This window comes from Providencia sp. PROV269, from assembly GCF_028477785.1.
Lineage (GTDB): Bacteria > Pseudomonadota > Gammaproteobacteria > Enterobacterales > Enterobacteriaceae > Providencia > Providencia rettgeri.
In genome coordinates this window covers 226,610-242,495 of the sequence record NZ_JAMPLV010000002.1, presented here as the reverse complement: position 1 = coordinate 242,495, position 15,886 = coordinate 226,610, and the positions used below count along the sequence as shown (strand labels likewise).

The window sequence follows — 15,886 nt, the reverse complement described above, 5'->3', positions numbered from 1 at the left end:
TATGTTTCAACCACATGTTTTAGTATTAAAAGGCCCGAGTAACTCAGGTAAAACTACAACTATAAAATTGGTTTACCATAAAATAGTAACAAGTGTTTATCATAGATTATTAGCCGATTTTAAAGGCGAAATTAAAGTCACCAATTATTTAAGCAAAAAAGCGACTTCCGATATAAAACTTTTGGTTGAAATAGGTGATTTTAAAATAGCTTTTGAAAGTCAAGGTGACCCTGTTGCACCTACCAAAAAGCATCACCGTCTTCGAGACAGCCTTCCATTTTTTGTTGACGAAAAATGTCATATCATTATTTGTACATCAAGAACCAGTGGGCAAACGACTAAATACGTTGAAGCATGTAAACCGCAATATGTTATAACTCCTTTTATAAAATATGTAGAGCCTGAAGAAAAAATGGAATCTAAGTGGGAAGAGTCCGCTGAAGATATTTTTAAAAAAACGCTTGAACTCTACAATTCATTTTTAAAAATAAACGCTAAAAAATAATTTATTACATTCATTACGACGTTACCCAATGCAAGCCCCTATATCACGGGGCTTTGTTTCATCCCCCACACAATCGCCATTCCGTGCATTTACGTTAACCCCAACCCAAAATTGAGCTATTGCAAAATAGAGGACGCTAGTAATGGCTCAAGATTATCACCACGGCGTGCGAGTGATTGAACTCAACGAAGGCACGCGACCCATTCGCACCATCAACACCGCCATTGTCGGAATGGTGTGTACTGCCGATGATGCAGACACAAAAGCCTTTCCACTCAATACCCCTGTTTTAATTACAGATGTGAAAAATGCGGCAGGTAAAGCCGGCGAAACTGGCACGCTTGCACGCTCACTAGATGCTATCGGTAACCAATCAAAACCAGTTACCGTGGTTGTTCGTGTTGAGCAAGGCGAAAGCGAAGCAGAAACCACCTCAAATATCATTGGTGGCACCACGCCTGATGGCCGCAAAACCGGCTTGCAGGCATTAACCGTGGCGCAAGGCCGTTTAGGTGTTAAGCCTCGCATTCTAGCAGTGCCCGCTCACGATACACAGGCCGTTTCCTCAACACTTGCGGGTATCGCGCAAAAAATGCGAGCCATGGCCTATGTCAGCGCCTATGGTAGCAAAACTATTTCCGATGCGATTGATTACCGCAAAAACTTTAATCAACGTGAATTAATGTTGATTTGGCCTGAATTCCAAAGTTGGGATACCGTCACGAATGCAGAGAGTGATATCTACGCCACCGCGTGTGCCTTGGGTTTACGTGCCAAGATTGATAATGAAATTGGCTGGCATAAAACCTTGTCTAACGTGGGTGTTAATGGTGTAACTGGTATTTCTGCCGATGTGTCATGGGATTTACAAGACCCTGCCACCGATGCTGGCTTACTTAACGAAAACGATATCACCACACTAATTCGCAATAACGGCTTCAAGTTTTGGGGCTCCCGTACTTGCTCAGATGATCCGTTGTTTGCCTTTGAGTCCTACACCCGCACCGCGCAGGTATTATCCGACACCATCGCCGAGGGGCTAGACTGGTCCATTGACGGCACGCTCAATCCCTCACTGGCTCGTGACATTATCGAAAGTATCAATGCAAAACTGCGCAGCATGACAACGCAAGGCTATTTGTTAGGCGGTGAATGTTGGTTCGATCCAGACGTTAACACCAAAGAAGAGCTGAAAAGCGGCAAGTTATACATTGATTATGACTATACAGCAGTACCCCCACTGGAAAACTTACTGTTACGTCAGCGTATCACTGACCGCTATTTATTAGATTTTGGCTCAAAAATTAAGGGGTAATCATGGCCTTACCACGCAAACTTAAAGATTTAAATTTATTCAATGAGGGTGAAAGTTATATGGGGCGTATTGAAGAAATCACGCTACCGAAAATCACCCGTAAATTTGAAACCTATCGCGGCGGCGGCATGAATGGCGGCGTCAAAATTGATATGGGCTTAGAAGATGATGCTCTATCAGCCGAATTAACATTCGGGGGCTTAGAAGCCCAGCTTTATAAGCAATGGGGGATCACTCAAATTGATGGCGTGATGTTGCGCCTCAATTGTGCCTATCAACGCCAAGATACCAAAGAATACACCGCCGTTGAGGTCGTGTTACGGGGTCGATTCAGTGAAATTGACTCCGGTAATGGCAAGGCCGGTGAAAACACACAAGTCAAAGCGCCTTTTAATGCCACGTATTACAAACTCATTTGGGATGGTGAAACACTCATTGAGATTGATTTACTCAATATGATTGAAAAAGTTGATGGTGTTGACCGCCTAGAAGAACAACGCGCCGCATTAGGTTTATAGGAAAAGTAAATGACTGAACCCGTAGAAAAAAATCAAATCACCGTCACGCTAGATGAACCCATCACGCGTGGAACAACCACAGTAACAGAGATTGTGGTACGTAAACCCAATTCTGGCGCATTGCGTGGTGTTCGTTTAGCCGCACTGATGGAAATGGATGTGGATTCGGCGATGTTGGTATTACCCCGCGTCACCGCACCGGCATTGACGAAACCCGAATTAATCATGATGAACCCAGCCGATATGCTGAATTTAACCAAAGAGCTTGTGCTTTTTTTGTTACCGAAGTCGGTGACTATGGATTTCCAGAACGATTAACCGTCAATGACTTAGTGGCAGATATTGCCACTATTTTTCACTGGTCACCCGCTGTCAACGATGAATTTTCCCTAACCGAATTATTAGAATGGCGTTATCACGCCCTTAAACGTAGCGGTGTAGAAGATGAGTAAAGATTTACGTTTACAGGTGATTTTAAGCGCCGTCGATAAATTTACGAAACCGTTTAAGAGCGCCCAAGCGTCAAATAAAAAAATGGCGGAAACCCTCCGCAAATCTAAACAACAACTCAAAGAGCTCAACAACCAAGCCAAGCAAATTGACGGGTTTAAGAAAACCAAGCAATCCCTTGATAGTGCTAGTCAAGCGTATCAACAGGCTACCGCCAAAGTTAGCCGGCTAGCACGTGAATTATCCACCGTTCAAAATCCCACGAGGGCCCAATCACGGGAGCTTGACCGCGCAAAAGCGGCGGCCGCAAAACTCAAAACTGAAACCGGCACACTGAGTGCCTCACTGCAGCGCCAACGGGAAGCACTAAAAGGCAGTGGGATTTCAACACGCCAACTAAGCCAAGCCCAAATCAAATTAAATAGCGACATTGGCAGCACAAGCCGGCGATTACAGCAACAAGAGCAGCAACTAAAACGGGTAGCTAATCAAGAAAAACGCATGTCAGCGGCAAAAAATAGCTATCAAAATGCCATGGGAGTGCGTAATAAAATGGCCGGTAGCGGCGCGGGTATGCTTGCATCCGGTGTAGGGTTAGGTTATGCGGCTAAAAAAGTCTTAGTACCCGGCTATGATTTTGAAATCGGCATGTCGAAAGTGCAAGCCTTAACCCGCCTTGATAAAAATTCCGACGACTACAAGATGTTAAGGGAGCAAGCGCGAGACCTTGGGGCAACAACCGCATTTACCGCTAATGAAGTTGCACAAGGCCAAGCGTTCTATGCCATGGCTGGTTTTAAGCCAGAGCAAATTAAAAATGCCATGTCCGGTACTTTATCCATGTCATTGGCCGGTGATATCGACTTGGCCACCACGGCTGATATTGGTTCCAACATCTTGACCGGCTTTAAGCTGAATTCTAATGAAATGAACCGTGTCAGTGATGCCCTTGTTGCCACGTTTACGCGGTCTAACACCAACCTCACTATGCTTGGCGACACGATGAAATATGTAGCGCCGGTTGCTTCGGGGCTCGGTGTCGATTTAGAAACTGCTGCCGTTGCCGCCAGTAAACTCGGTGATGCGGGTATTCAAGGCAGTATGGCCGGTACAGGCTTACGCTCTATTTTAGGGCGCTTGGCAGAGCCGCCGAAAATGGCTGGTGAAGCCCTTGATAAATTGAAAATTAAAACCCGTGATGCCAAAGGTAATTTGCGCCAATTTACCGACATACTCGCCGAACTAGACAAAAAAACTAAAAAAATGGGTACGGCAGAGCGTGCTGGACTGTTTAAACATATTGCCGGTGAAGAGGCATTTTCTGCCCTCTCTGTATTGGTTGACCAAGCTGGCTCCGGTCAGTTGCAGGCCATGATTGCTGAAATCAAAGCCGCTAAAGGGGAAGCAGAAAAAGTCGCCAAAACCATGACAGATAACCTTGATGGCGACTTAAAAAACTTAACCTCGGCTTATGAAGATGTGGGGATACAAGTTTTTGGTGGTGCGGATAGCCCTTTGCGGGATATCACTAAACGAGTCACTGATCTCATTTCGAAGTTTGGCCAATGGGCAAAGAAAAACCCTGAACTGGTCAAACAAATCACCATGATCACGTTGGGATTAGGTGCGGTGCTGGCCGTTGGTGGCGGTATCACATTGATGATTGCGGCATTAATTGGCCCACTCGCCATGGCGAAATTAAGTCTGTCCGTATTAGGTATCAAAGGCAGCGGCTTTCTATCATTACTGATTAAGCCTATTAAGTTAATTGGAACGGCATTTATGATGCTAGGCCGTGCGCTATTAGCTAACCCGATTATCTTAATTATCACGGCTATCGCTGGCGCAGCTTACCTGATTTATAAATATTGGGATGATATCGTTCCGTACGCTAAAAAATTATGGAACAGAGTCACAGAGATATTTTCCCAATTCTGGGAGGGGGTTAAATCCTATGTGCTGAATTGGGGGCTTGTCGGGCTGGTTTATCAGCACTGGGATGAGATTGTCGCTATCACTTCTCGTATGTGGGCATTGGTGAAGAAAACCATTTCTGATAAGTGGGAGCAGATTGTCGCGGATGTTAAAGGTTTACCGGAACGCTTTAAACAAATTGGCGGTGAGATCATTGATAGCCTGAAAAACGGCATTCTGGAAAAGTGGGAATCACTGAAAGCCCAATTTGCCGAACTTAAGCAAATGGCTACAAACATATTGCCCGATTGGATGCTTTCGGATAAAACCAAAGCTGTGCGCGCCATGTCACAAGTGACCGTTATTCAAGCTGGCATGAAGAGTGCGGGCATGTTCGACAATGGCGGATTTATCCCCCGTGGACAATTTGGCATTGTGGGGGAATATGGACCCGAGCTTGTTGATGGGCCAGCTCATATCACTAGCCGGAGAAAAACTGCTGCACTGGCTGCGGCGGCATTAACCATCGGCTCTATGACCGCGACAGCAAAACCCATCCATCCTTATGCTTTACCCGCAAATAGCTATCAGTCCGCGCCAACAACCATAAACCAAAGCAATCATGCGGCAAATACTGCACCGGTCACTATCAATGTTTACCCATTACCGAATCAGTCAGCAAACGATATTGCAAGAGAAGTTGCTAGACAATTAGAGCAAAACCAACGGCGTGAACAGGCAAGACGACTGAGTCGGTATCAAGACAGCGAGGACGATTAATTATGGCAATGGCAGCACTAGGCTTGTTTGTCTTTCAATTAAATACAACGCCTTACCAGATGATGCAAATTAACCAAAAATACCGTTATGGGGTGAATAATCGTGTCGGCAAGCGCCCCTCAGTTCAATTTATCGGCCTTGATAATGACGATATCACATTAAGTGGCTCATTATTCCCGTCACTGACTGGCGGCAGACTGTCATTGCTGGTATTGGAGCAAATGGCAGAAACGGGAAAAGCATGGTCGTTGATTGATGGCTCAGGCACCATTTACGGTATGTTTGTGATTGAAGAAATCACCCAATCGAAAAGTATTTTTTTTGATGATGGCTCGGCCAGAAAAATTGATTTTACGCTGAAATTAAAACGCACTGATGAATCACTGTCTCAAATGTTTGGCGATCTAGGTCAGCAGCTCAATGATATTCGCGGAGCCTTACCGCTATGAGTTTTTTAACCAAAGATGAACTAACCCCTGCATTTGTACTTGCGGCCGGCGGTGAAAATATTAATAGCCTGATTCAGGAGCGTTTAATGTCATTAACCATGACAGATAATCGCGGCTTTGAAGCTGACCAGTTAGATATTGAGCTGGATGATAGCGACGGACAACTCGCCTTACCCAAGCGAGGTGAAACCCTGTCATTGCATCTTGGTTGGAAAAACGAACCACTGATCTACAAGGGGACGTTTACGGTTGATGAGGTTGAACATAGCGGCGTGCCAGATAAGCTCACGATCCGTGGTCGTAGTGCGGACTTTCGCGACACATTAAACGTCAAGCGTGAGCAGTCTTACCACCAAAAAACACTCGGTGATATCGTGCGAACCTTAGCAGAACGCAATAAGTTAAAGGCGGTTATTGATGAAAAATTAGATAAAATCAAGCTTGTCCATATCGACCAAACCAACGAATCGGACGGCTCATTTCTCACACGAGTGGCTAAATCCGAGGGGGCAATTGTTGCGGTTAAAAACGGAAACTTACTGTTTATGAAACAAGGTCAAGGGCTCACCGCAACTGGCCAACCGATTCAAACGATGCACATTAATCGCTCAGTCGGTGATGGTCACCGTTTTACACTGGCTGACCGCGGAGCATACACCGGCGTTATCGCTAACTGGCTTGATACACGTGAGCCGAAAAAGAAAAAAGCAGTGACGGTAAAGCGTAAGCGAAAAAGCAAACAACCTACAAAACCCGCTGAACTGAAAGAAAAACAAGGGGAATATCTAGCCGGCGAACAAGGGAACGTCCTGACACTTTCTCATACTTACGCGACTAAAGAAAACGCCGCTCGAGCCGCAAAAGCCAACTGGGAAAAAATCCAGCGTGGTGTTGCATCATTTTCGATTCAACTCGCGGTTGGTCGTGCAGATCTCTACCCTGAAATGCCTGTCACCGTCAGCGGATTTAAACCCGAAATTGATAACGCGGACTGGACATTAACGCGAGTCGTTCATTCACTGAATGGCAGTGGTTTTACAACCGTATTAGAGTTAGAGGTGAAAATTTCGGATTTAGATATAGCTGACGAATAATTTTTTAGACTGTATGGATATACATGATATAATTTACATAACATCAACATCATGACAAAGGATACATAATCATGATGAATTGTCCTGAATGCGGTCACTCTGCACATACACGTAGTTCCTATCAAGTCTCATCCGAAACCAAAGAACGCTATAACCAGTGCCAAAATATTAATTGTGGTTGCACATTTGTCAGTCACGAATCAGTGACCAAAATTGTTGTTAAACCCGCACATGTTAATGTTGTTGAACCGCATCCTAATAAGTTTCAGCAGCCATCATTAGCGTTATAAATATTAAAGAGTCGTTATACGACTCTTTATATTATTCTTCGACGTTCTGAGCCATCTCTTTATCAGACCAAAGCGATACTAGATCAACATCTTCACTATCTGGCTGCTGGGTTTTATCTAAAAGGTCAACTTGAAGAACCATAGGGATATCAAATGATGTTCCTGTGACGATACAACAACCTTTAGATAAATTTGGAATCATATTCTTTGAAATATTATCGAGCGTACTGATAGTATTATCAATCAAAAATAAATCACGATCATTAACTAATTTATGTATAAAAAAATTATGAATTTGAGACATTATAGTTGGAGAAATATCAGCGGGTCGTTGACTAGATAATGTTAAAAAAAATCCAAATTTCCTACCTTCTTTTATTATCTCCTCAAATTGCTCTAATCGATAATCCTTCCAGCTCTCACTTTCTCTTGTAGATTGATGCGATAATATATTATGAGCTTCATCAATAATTAAATGAACTGTCTTTTGGGGTGGATTAGAGACGCTATCTTTATGCGGCTGATAATAGTGTTTAGATATCAGAAGCGGGAGTATTTTTTTTATATCTTGGTTGCATTTTCTTAAAGAAATAATTGTAATAGTTTTTGAATTAAGGGGTTCTCTTGTTACTGCAATAACTTTTTCTAGCGAATTTAATGATGCATCTATTCTTTTAAGTAAAGGTTGAATAAATTCATATTGAACAAAGCCCAAAATTAAATCATTGATTAATTGCAAATGGCAACGTAATTTAAATTCATTAAAAACTCCAAGTTCAGGCATGGATACCCCATCCACTAGACTTTTGAAGTGCTGTTCATAGGAATTAGAATCAGAGTTAAAATAAACATTCCCATTCATATAAAAATTAAGCCTAGTACCATTCCAGTTGACATATTTAAGTTTGTCATATAAGTTTTCATTTTCAATAATAGATACAACCTCTCTTATTAAATCTAAACTATCAGCCTTTGGCAAAGCTACAGTAAATATTCGCTCAAATGTTTTTTTAAAGTAAATTTCTAAACTATTAGGGGATTCCTTGTATTTATCCCTACTTGAAATCACTCTATTTATAAAAGGTTTTTGTGTGTTTGGAGTCGCTTGAAATAAAATGCTTAATGATTCGACATTCCAAAACTCACTTTCTATAAGAGGGAATTTATCTTCTTCGTTATTTGTATTTAATTTATATACACTCTTATACTCAGCAGTTGTCAGTTGTTCTGACGTATACTCTCCATTGAAATCAATAACAACAAATTTACTTTTCCCTTTGATATATCTTATTTTATTTTCAAACAATGTTGTATAAAGCTTAGTAAGTGTGTTTGACTTTCCGCTTCCTGTATTTCCAAATATACCAATATGTGTATTAAATAACCGCTTCCAGTCTAATGAAATAGGATAATCTTCTTTCAATAACTTACCTATAACAAAACCATCTTCATTATTTCGGCCAAATATATCTGGTAATTTATCTTCTTCTAAAAGATATACTTTATCTTTTATCAATGGTAAATATTTAACACCCTCATTAAATTTTTTACGCTCAAAATAGCCAATAGGTCTTAATTCCACAGTTCTAATATAATAACGAGCATCATCATTAACTTGATACCTTTTTTCATCAAGATATTCCCCCTCAACAATACAAATAATATCTTTAAACCCTCGTTTTATCTGAACAAACTCTCTGATGGACACCCCTTTGAAAATTTTTCCATCATAAAATAATGTGTCTTTATTAGATTCCTCATAAAGATTAATTGTAACCTTGATACCATTAATCCCAATGACTTCACCTACTAAAATAGACATAATTAATTCCTTTTATTATAACACATCATCAAGTGTGAATATTTCTCTATTAAATTCTGAAAAATCTAATGGATTATCCGAAACAACATACTTTACATTATTACAATCACCAAAATATTTATTTAAATTATCTATATTTTCTTTTTTAAAACAGCATATATACATCGTGAAATATTTATTATTTAGTGCCCTTTTTAGTAAGTTTCTTATATGTTCATCAGCAAAAGAGAAACCAAAAGTAATAAGTGTTGAATTTCTTCTTTCTAGCACATAACTCATATAACGCAGCATTTGGTAATAATGTTCTTCAAAAACCGTCTCATGAAATTTCCATTTTGTAGGGTTGACTATTGGTAATTTTTTGTATTTACCCCAAAAAGAAATAGAACTTTCTTTAAAAGAAGATGAAAAAATCACATCTAAATCAAAATCTATATCATCTCGCTTTGCATCATCTTTTTCAATCATTTCTTGGAATTGTTTAAACTCAGAATCTGGAAAATCATCAATAATCCTATCATCATTACTATATTGTACCTGTATTGAGTCATTTTTCTTTCTCCAATAAGCAGAGCCATGCAAATGGATTATATTAAATTGAGGAATCACAGATTGGTAGTTATCAAAAGGACTTTTTCTAATTTTTAATGAATCAAAATTTCTTACTTCAAGCGTTTTAACTTTAAACCCCTGAGAACCATCATTTAACGTTAACTTAACTTTAGTGCTTTCATCTAAATCTTCGAAAGCCTCAACAAAACAAGAGTCATAATTTGTTGTAAATAGATTGATTTTTTTATCATATTCACTCTTGGTTTCTAAAATAGATAATAATGTACACAGAAATTTTTTATAATTATTAATAACATCTATTCTATTCGTTTTATTTTTAATCAAGTCGTTTATTTTTTCTTGGGTATTCCATTCAAATTGCATTACAGGTTCTATGCATTGTTTATAATAATACATGAATAGTAGTGATTTATAATCATCTTGTATCGAATCCTCAAAATATTGAGCCAATGTTTCTATAGACTCCCAATTGCCTTCGTTATCTTTCATTTTTGTCGCTAGCGTAGGGAAAAGTCCCGCTGAAGCACCTGCTCCAAACAAAAAATTCAATTCTTGATCACGGATTTTACTAATATCAATATTCTCTATAATTTCAGCCATTTGATTGAATACCTTTAGTGTTCTTCAAAAATAGTATGATTATACATAAGTTTTAATTATTAAAATGGGGGCTAGCTATAAAACTAGAAAGTAATGTTAACCTCATAATTCACATGATTAAATACTAGCCTTCAACCTATAATTATATTAAGTAACTAATGTTGAATTGAGAATAAGTTAAATGCAGGTCTATTTTATAAGTAAAGCCCCTCATTATGAGGGACAGATCTAAAATGTGCTCAATACGTAGATGCTTGAGGGAGCAAACCCTTTTATTTAATGTGATTACCCCCTAACGCACATACTTCAAAATAAAGTCTTCAATACTATTTAGATACACTAATTAATTCATCAAAGAACTTATCAAAGCCTTTTTTGCCACTATCATCAAATCGCAGCTCATTGAACTGCGCAGTGAAAGAGCAGCTATCGTCGGTTAGCTCACTCAAATTATTAATCGGAACATATTTTTTAGTGATCTCTAATGCCTGCGACTTAGTGATTGTTGCTGTGTATTCAGGCGAGCCTTTCAGTTTTTTTCCATTCGTGTCAACTAAATAAGAAGTGACAGTAACTTTATCATTGGGCGTATTAATTAATGAGCGATAAACACCATAGACAATGGCTCGTTTTGCTAGTAGCTCCTTTACGTCTTGCCCGTCTTGCTCAAAAGCTACCGCTGAAAGCCTAACATTTAGTGGTGATTCACTAATAATTTCGAGTGAATTATTTTCAGGATAATAATCACTGAAATATTCCATTGCATCATTCATTGTTGCGTAAACTTCATTTTGCTTTGTGCAATCTTCACTTGATTTAAGGTACGGTACAGCAGAAGCCGAACTGATACCAACAACCAAGGCAAATACAGAAAACGCAGAGCAAATAAAAAGTTTTTTTACTTGGGTCAAAAAATTGGTGCTCGTAATGTGTTTTACATCACTAAAAAATGTTCTAAGCATTATATTTCCCCTTATTGAATTGAGAATAAATTAAAGTCGGCTTTAACCGATAAGTAAAGCCCCTTATTGCAAGGGGCTAATGCTAAAGGTGGGTTACATGTGGATGTAATGTGGATGATGTTTTATAAATCCTTTTATAAAACATGCAATTATAGATAAACAAAAGACCGCCTAGGCGGTCTTTTTCTATATCAAACGATATAATTACTCTTTCGGTGTTGCTTTTTCTACACGGCTTTTTAATTTTTGGCCTGGGCGGAAAGTAACAACACGGCGTGCAGTAATTGGAATATCTTCCCCAGTTTTTGGGTTACGTCCGGGACGTTGATTTTTATCACGTAAATCAAAGTTACCGAATCCAGATAATTTTACTTGCTCACCATTTTCTAAGGAAAGGCGAACCTCTTCAAAGAAAGTTTCGACAAGGTCTTTAGCATCACGTTTGCTAACACCCAGTTTTTCAAACAAATTTTCTGACATTTCAGCTTTAGTAAGCGCCATAGGTTTAGTCCCTCAAGGAGGCTTGGAATCGCTGTTTTAACGCAGCAATACACAGATCAACGGTAGCAGTGATCTCTTCTTCTTCCATGGTACGTTGGGTATCTTGGAAGACAAGACTGATAGCAAGGCTCTTGTAGCCATCTGCTATTCCTTCACCACAGTACACATCAAATAAGTTTATGCCAACTATATGATTTATGCCAACTTTTTTACACTCTGCTAAAACTTCAGCAGCAGCCACATCTTCTGGCACGACTACAGCGATGTCACGGCGGTTCGACGGATAGCGCGAAATCGCCTTAGTTTCAGGGATGACACGTTGTGCTATCGCATCACTACGAACCTCAAACACCACCGTACGACCATTTAAATCGAGTTTGCGTTCTAATTCTGGGTGGACCACACCAATAAAGCCAATGTGTTCATTTTCCAGATAAATCCCAGCACTTTGACCTGGATGCAATGCAGGGTGTGCCTCAGATTTAAATGTAATTTGATTTAGTTTCCCAGTCAATTCAAAAACAGCTTCAAGATCACCTTTTAAGTCAAAGAAGTCAACAACTTGTTTATCTAATGACCAATGTTCTTCAAATCTATTGCCTGTGATGACCCCTGCAAGCATTGGTTCCTGACGGATCCCATATTCTGCTTGATTATCAGGAATAAAGCGCAGACCTGTCTCAAATAAACGAATTCTATTTTGTTGACGATTCTGATTATAGACAACCGTTCCTAATAAACCAGTCAACAGCGATAAACGCATCGCTGACATATCGACAGAAATCGGGTTAGGTAAAATCAATGCGTCTTGTTGTGGGTGCAGTAAAGCTTGAACTTTAGGATCAACAAAACTATATGTAATTGCTTCTTGATAACCACGGTCAACTAACATCGCTTTAATACGTTTTAAAGGTAAGTTAGCTTCTTTATGATTAGTCATGACCAGGTCGGCACGCAGTGGCACATCAGGAATACTGTTATAGCCATAAACACGCGCGACTTCTTCCACTAAATCTTCTTCGATTTGCATATCGAAGCGCCAACTTGGAGCAACAACATCCCATGTGTTAGCCGAAACCGTGACTTTACATCCTAAACGCGTCAAAATATCAGTGACTAACTCATCTTCAATAAAGTGGCCGATCAAACGGTCTAATTTATTGCGCGTCAGCTTAATATTGGCTGCTTTCGGTAAATGCTGTTCACTGGTGACATCAATGATTTCACCCACTTCACCACCGCAAATATCCACAATCAGTGAGGTTGCACGTTCAATCGCTTTAAACTGCAATTGTGGGTCAACACCGCGTTCAAAACGGTGTGAAGCATCGGTATGTAAACCGTAGTTACGTGCGCGGCCTGTAATCGATAATGGGTCAAAAAACGCACACTCTAATAAAATATTTTTGGTTTCGTTATTAACGCCTGAGTGCTCACCACCAAAAATACCCGCGATCCCGAGTGCTTTAGACTCATCAGCGATTACTAAGGTGTCTGATTTCAATGTTGCTTCGCTACCGTCAAGAAGAACCAGTTTCTCACCATCTTTAGCCATACGAGCAACAATAGCACCGTCTAAACGGTCTAGATCGTAGGCGTGTTGAGGTTGGCCCAATTCCAATAAAACGTAGTTGGTAATATCCACAACAGCGTCAATAGAACGGACTCCACCACGACGTAGCTTTTCTTTCATCCACATTGGTGTCGGTGCTGAAACATCAATATCTTTGATCACTCGCCCTAAAAAACGTGGGCACGCATTTGGCGCTTCGACTCGAATTGGGAATGTATCTTTTGTTGTCGCAGATACAGCATTAATAACTGGTTCATTTAACGCTAATTTATTAATAACTGCGACATCACGTGCAACCCCAAGAATACTTAAGCAATCTGCACGGTTAGGTGTAATGCTGATTTCAATCGCATTATCATCAAGTTTTAGATATTCACGAATATCGGTACCGATAGTAGCATCCTGCGGCAATTCAATAATTCCGCTATGATCATCGGAAATACCCAGCTCAGAATAAGAACACAGCATACCTTCAGAAGGCTCGCCACGTAATTTTGCTGCTTTAATTTTAAAATCACCGGGCAATACCGCACCCACGGTAGCAACTGCAACTTTCAAACCTTGACGGCAGTTTGGTGCACCACAGACGATATCTAATAAACGCTCACCACCCACGTTAACTTTTGTAACACGCAGTTTGTCTGCATTTGGGTGTTGACCACACTCAACCACTTCACCGACAACAACGCCGTGAAATTGGCCAGCAACCGCATCTACACCGTCAACTTCCAAACCTGCCATCGTGATTTGTTCTGATAATGCTTCACTACTGATCGCCGGGTTCACCCATTCGCGTAACCATAGTTCACTGAATTTCATGAGATAGACCCGCCTTATTTAAACTGTTTGAGGAAACGAAGATCATTTTCGAAGAATGCACGTAGGTCAGAAACACCGTAACGCAGCATTGTTAAGCGCTCCATTCCCATACCAAATGCAAAACCTGAATAGACTTCTGGGTCAATACCTACATTGCGTAATACATTTGGATGCACCATTCCGCAACCTAATACTTCTAACCACTTACCATTTTTACCCATAACGTCAACTTCTGCTGAAGGTTCTGTGAATGGGAAATAAGATGGGCGGAAACGTACTTGGACTTCTTCTTCAAAGAAGTTATTCAAGAAATCATGTAATGTGCCTTTTAGATTGGTAAAGCTGATATCTTTATCAACAATCAGGCCTTCTGTTTGATGGAACATAGGTGTATGCGTTTGGTCGTAGTCATTACGATATACACGACCTGGGGCAATGATACGAATCGGTGGTTGTTGGCCATTCATTGTACGGATTTGTACACCCGATGTTTGCGTACGCAGTAAGCGTTTTGCATCGAACCAAAAAGTATCGTGGTCCGCACGCGCGGGGTGGTGAGCAGGTATATTTAGTGCATCAAAATTATGGTAGTCATCTTCGATTTCTGGACCTGTTTCAACAGAGAAACCCAATTCGCCAAAAAACTCTTCAATTCGCTGAATTGTACGGGTGACTGGGTGTAACCCACCATTTTCCATACGACGCCCTGGTAATGACACATCAATTTTTTCTGACACTAGACGTGCATTAAGAATTTCAGCTTGCATCGCGTCCTTACGGGCGTTCAGTGCATCTTGAACCTGTACTTTAGCTTCATTTATCACAGCCCCTGCTGCTGGACGTTCCTCAGCAGGCAGATCACGCAACGTTTTCATCTGTAGTGTGAAATGGCCGCTCTTGCCTAAATATTCAACACGCACTGACTCCAACGTAGCAACATCTTGGGCCTGTTCAATGGCTGCTTTTGCCTGTGCAACCAACTCAGCGAGATGTGGCATTGTTTCCCCTTTATGACCGCTTGGTCTTTTTGCTAGTTATTCACTATATATTTTAAGCTTCACATTCTATTTGGTAATGAATGAATACTTAACTGATTTTACTGCACTTAATTTAAAACTAGAAACAAAAAAGCCTCCCTAAGGAGGCTTTAGCGTAACTTTTCATTTCTTCTTTCTATTTACGCGCAAAAGCCCCCGAAATTCAGGTGCTAAAGTAAAAAAAGAAACGAAAAATCACAAAATGCATAGAATAAATTCCTAATAACTAACTGTATCTAAAGTATTAACACAAATAGCTATAAATGAAAAGAGGAAGTTACCCTCCTCTTTTCAAGCAAACAATTAAGCTAAAGCGCCTTTCGCTTTTTCAACTAAAGCAGTGAATGCTGCTTTATCGAAAACTGCGATGTCTGCTAAGATCTTACGGTCGATTTCAATTGAAGCTTTTTTCAAGCCATTGATGAAACGGCTGTAAGACAGACCATTCTGACGAGCCGCAGCGTTGATACGTGCGATCCACAGTTGACGGAACTGACGTTTACGTTGACGGCGGTCACGGTAAGCGTATTGACCAGCTTTGATTACCGCTTGAAATGCTACGCGGTAAACACGTGAACGTGCACCATAGTAACCTTTCGCCTGCTTCAGAATTTTTTTGTGACGTGCACGTGCGATTACACCACGTTTTGCGCGAGCCATAGCTATCTCCTATCGTCTTTTATC

17 protein-coding genes and 1 other annotated feature are annotated in these 15,886 nt (G+C 40.4%); of the genes, 9 read left to right on the top strand and 8 right to left on the bottom strand.

All coding sequences use genetic code 11. The features are described from left to right. Position 1: 1 nt before the first annotated feature. The 9 genes from PR683_RS02445 (at position 2) to PR683_RS02405 (ending at position 7,315) form a co-directional block, all read left to right on the top strand. Positions 2-505 (top strand): hypothetical protein, encoded by a 504-nt coding sequence (locus PR683_RS02445; RefSeq protein ID WP_272571269.1) that lies wholly within the window; start codon positions 2-4, stop codon positions 503-505. 142 nt (positions 506-647) lie between these two features. After that, on the top strand, positions 648-1,820 hold the full coding sequence (locus PR683_RS02440) for a phage tail sheath protein (RefSeq protein ID WP_272581654.1): 1,173 nt from the start codon (positions 648-650) through the stop codon (positions 1,818-1,820). 2 nt (positions 1,821-1,822) lie between these two features. Further along, on the top strand, positions 1,823-2,338 hold the full coding sequence (locus tag PR683_RS02435; protein ID WP_036962042.1) for a phage major tail tube protein: 516 nt from the start codon (positions 1,823-1,825) through the stop codon (positions 2,336-2,338). Positions 2,339-2,347: 9 nt separating this feature from the next. Further along, on the top strand, positions 2,348-2,656 hold the full coding sequence (locus PR683_RS02430) for a phage tail assembly protein (protein ID WP_036962040.1): 309 nt from the start codon (positions 2,348-2,350) through the stop codon (positions 2,654-2,656). A gap of 14 nt (positions 2,657-2,670) precedes the next feature. Further along, positions 2,671-2,790 carry a GpE family phage tail protein gene (locus PR683_RS02425; RefSeq protein WP_272581653.1) on the top strand — a complete coding sequence of 40 codons (120 nt, stop codon included), beginning with the start codon at positions 2,671-2,673 and terminating at the stop codon, positions 2,788-2,790. Further along, positions 2,783-5,482 (top strand): phage tail tape measure protein, encoded by a 2,700-nt coding sequence (locus PR683_RS02420; RefSeq protein ID WP_272581652.1) that lies wholly within the window; start codon positions 2,783-2,785, stop codon positions 5,480-5,482. Before PR683_RS02425 ends, PR683_RS02420 begins: the two co-directional genes overlap by 8 nt. Before the next feature lie 2 nt (positions 5,483-5,484). After that, positions 5,485-5,931, top strand: a complete 447-nt coding sequence (locus tag PR683_RS02415; RefSeq protein ID WP_048606826.1) for a phage tail protein — start codon at positions 5,485-5,487, stop codon at positions 5,929-5,931. Then, a complete protein-coding gene (locus tag PR683_RS02410; RefSeq protein WP_272571266.1) occupies positions 5,928-7,025 on the top strand; it encodes a phage late control D family protein in 1,098 nt (365 codons plus the stop codon). The genes PR683_RS02415 and PR683_RS02410 overlap by 4 nt, the downstream gene beginning before the upstream one ends. Positions 7,026-7,096: 71 nt before the next feature. Beyond that, a complete protein-coding gene (locus tag PR683_RS02405; protein WP_272571265.1) occupies positions 7,097-7,315 on the top strand; it encodes an ogr/Delta-like zinc finger family protein in 219 nt (72 codons plus the stop codon). Positions 7,316-7,346: 31 nt separating this feature from the next. On the opposite strand, the gene PR683_RS02400 is transcribed toward PR683_RS02405, so the two are convergent. The 8 genes from PR683_RS02400 to rplT form a co-directional block, all read right to left on the bottom strand. After that, entirely contained in the window at positions 7,347-9,137 is a 1,791-nt protein-coding gene (locus PR683_RS02400) for an ATP-binding protein (protein WP_272571264.1), read from the bottom strand. A 15-nt stretch (positions 9,138-9,152) separates the two neighbouring features. Further along, positions 9,153-10,310: an SIR2 family protein gene (locus PR683_RS02395; protein ID WP_272571263.1), complete on the bottom strand. Its 1,158-nt coding sequence runs from the start codon at positions 10,308-10,310 to the stop codon at positions 9,153-9,155. A gap of 326 nt (positions 10,311-10,636) precedes the next feature. Then, positions 10,637-11,272 (bottom strand): hypothetical protein, encoded by a 636-nt coding sequence (locus tag PR683_RS02390; protein ID WP_272571262.1) that lies wholly within the window; start codon positions 11,270-11,272, stop codon positions 10,637-10,639. Between the two features lie 204 nt (positions 11,273-11,476). Beyond that, on the bottom strand, positions 11,477-11,773 hold the full coding sequence (gene ihfA, locus PR683_RS02385; protein ID WP_004263721.1) for an integration host factor subunit alpha: 297 nt from the start codon (positions 11,771-11,773) through the stop codon (positions 11,477-11,479). A 4-nt stretch (positions 11,774-11,777) separates the two neighbouring features. Beyond that, entirely contained in the window at positions 11,778-14,165 is a 2,388-nt protein-coding gene (gene pheT, locus PR683_RS02380; RefSeq protein WP_272571296.1) for a phenylalanine--tRNA ligase subunit beta, read from the bottom strand. Between the two features lie 14 nt (positions 14,166-14,179). Next, complete coding sequence (gene pheS / locus PR683_RS02375; RefSeq protein WP_004263717.1) at positions 14,180-15,163, bottom strand: phenylalanine--tRNA ligase subunit alpha; 984 nt, start codon at positions 15,161-15,163, stop codon at positions 14,180-14,182. Between the two features lie 123 nt (positions 15,164-15,286). Continuing rightward, positions 15,287-15,416, bottom strand: a sequence feature (Phe leader region). Beyond that, positions 15,366-15,410 (bottom strand): pheST operon leader peptide PheM, encoded by a 45-nt coding sequence (pheM, locus tag PR683_RS20370; RefSeq protein ID WP_123382177.1) that lies wholly within the window; start codon positions 15,408-15,410, stop codon positions 15,366-15,368. Its footprint overlaps the feature before it by 45 nt. Before the next feature lie 89 nt (positions 15,417-15,505). After that, positions 15,506-15,862 carry a 50S ribosomal protein L20 gene (rplT, locus tag PR683_RS02370; RefSeq protein ID WP_004263714.1) on the bottom strand — a complete coding sequence of 119 codons (357 nt, stop codon included), beginning with the start codon at positions 15,860-15,862 and terminating at the stop codon, positions 15,506-15,508. Positions 15,863-15,886 lie beyond the last annotated feature (24 nt).

Coding starts and splice junctions, on each gene's coding strand:
- PR683_RS02445 (WP_272571269.1), top strand. CDS start 2: ATGTTTCAACCACATGTTTTAGTATTAAAAGGCCCGAGTAACTCAGGT.
- PR683_RS02440 (WP_272581654.1), top strand. CDS start 648: ATGGCTCAAGATTATCACCACGGCGTGCGAGTGATTGAACTCAACGAA.
- PR683_RS02435 (WP_036962042.1), top strand. CDS start 1,823: ATGGCCTTACCACGCAAACTTAAAGATTTAAATTTATTCAATGAGGGT.
- PR683_RS02430 (WP_036962040.1), top strand. CDS start 2,348: ATGACTGAACCCGTAGAAAAAAATCAAATCACCGTCACGCTAGATGAA.
- PR683_RS02420 (WP_272581652.1), top strand. CDS start 2,783: ATGAGTAAAGATTTACGTTTACAGGTGATTTTAAGCGCCGTCGATAAA.
- PR683_RS02415 (WP_048606826.1), top strand. CDS start 5,485: ATGGCAATGGCAGCACTAGGCTTGTTTGTCTTTCAATTAAATACAACG.
- PR683_RS02410 (WP_272571266.1), top strand. CDS start 5,928: ATGAGTTTTTTAACCAAAGATGAACTAACCCCTGCATTTGTACTTGCG.
- PR683_RS02405 (WP_272571265.1), top strand. CDS start 7,097: ATGATGAATTGTCCTGAATGCGGTCACTCTGCACATACACGTAGTTCC.
- PR683_RS02400 (WP_272571264.1), bottom strand. CDS start 9,137: ATGTCTATTTTAGTAGGTGAAGTCATTGGGATTAATGGTATCAAGGTT.
- PR683_RS02395 (WP_272571263.1), bottom strand. CDS start 10,310: ATGGCTGAAATTATAGAGAATATTGATATTAGTAAAATCCGTGATCAA.
- PR683_RS02390 (WP_272571262.1), bottom strand. CDS start 11,272: ATGCTTAGAACATTTTTTAGTGATGTAAAACACATTACGAGCACCAAT.
- ihfA (WP_004263721.1), bottom strand. CDS start 11,773: ATGGCGCTTACTAAAGCTGAAATGTCAGAAAATTTGTTTGAAAAACTG.
- pheT (WP_272571296.1), bottom strand. CDS start 14,165: ATGAAATTCAGTGAACTATGGTTACGCGAATGGGTGAACCCGGCGATC.
- pheS (WP_004263717.1), bottom strand. CDS start 15,163: ATGCCACATCTCGCTGAGTTGGTTGCACAGGCAAAAGCAGCCATTGAA.
- rplT (WP_004263714.1), bottom strand. CDS start 15,862: ATGGCTCGCGCAAAACGTGGTGTAATCGCACGTGCACGTCACAAAAAA.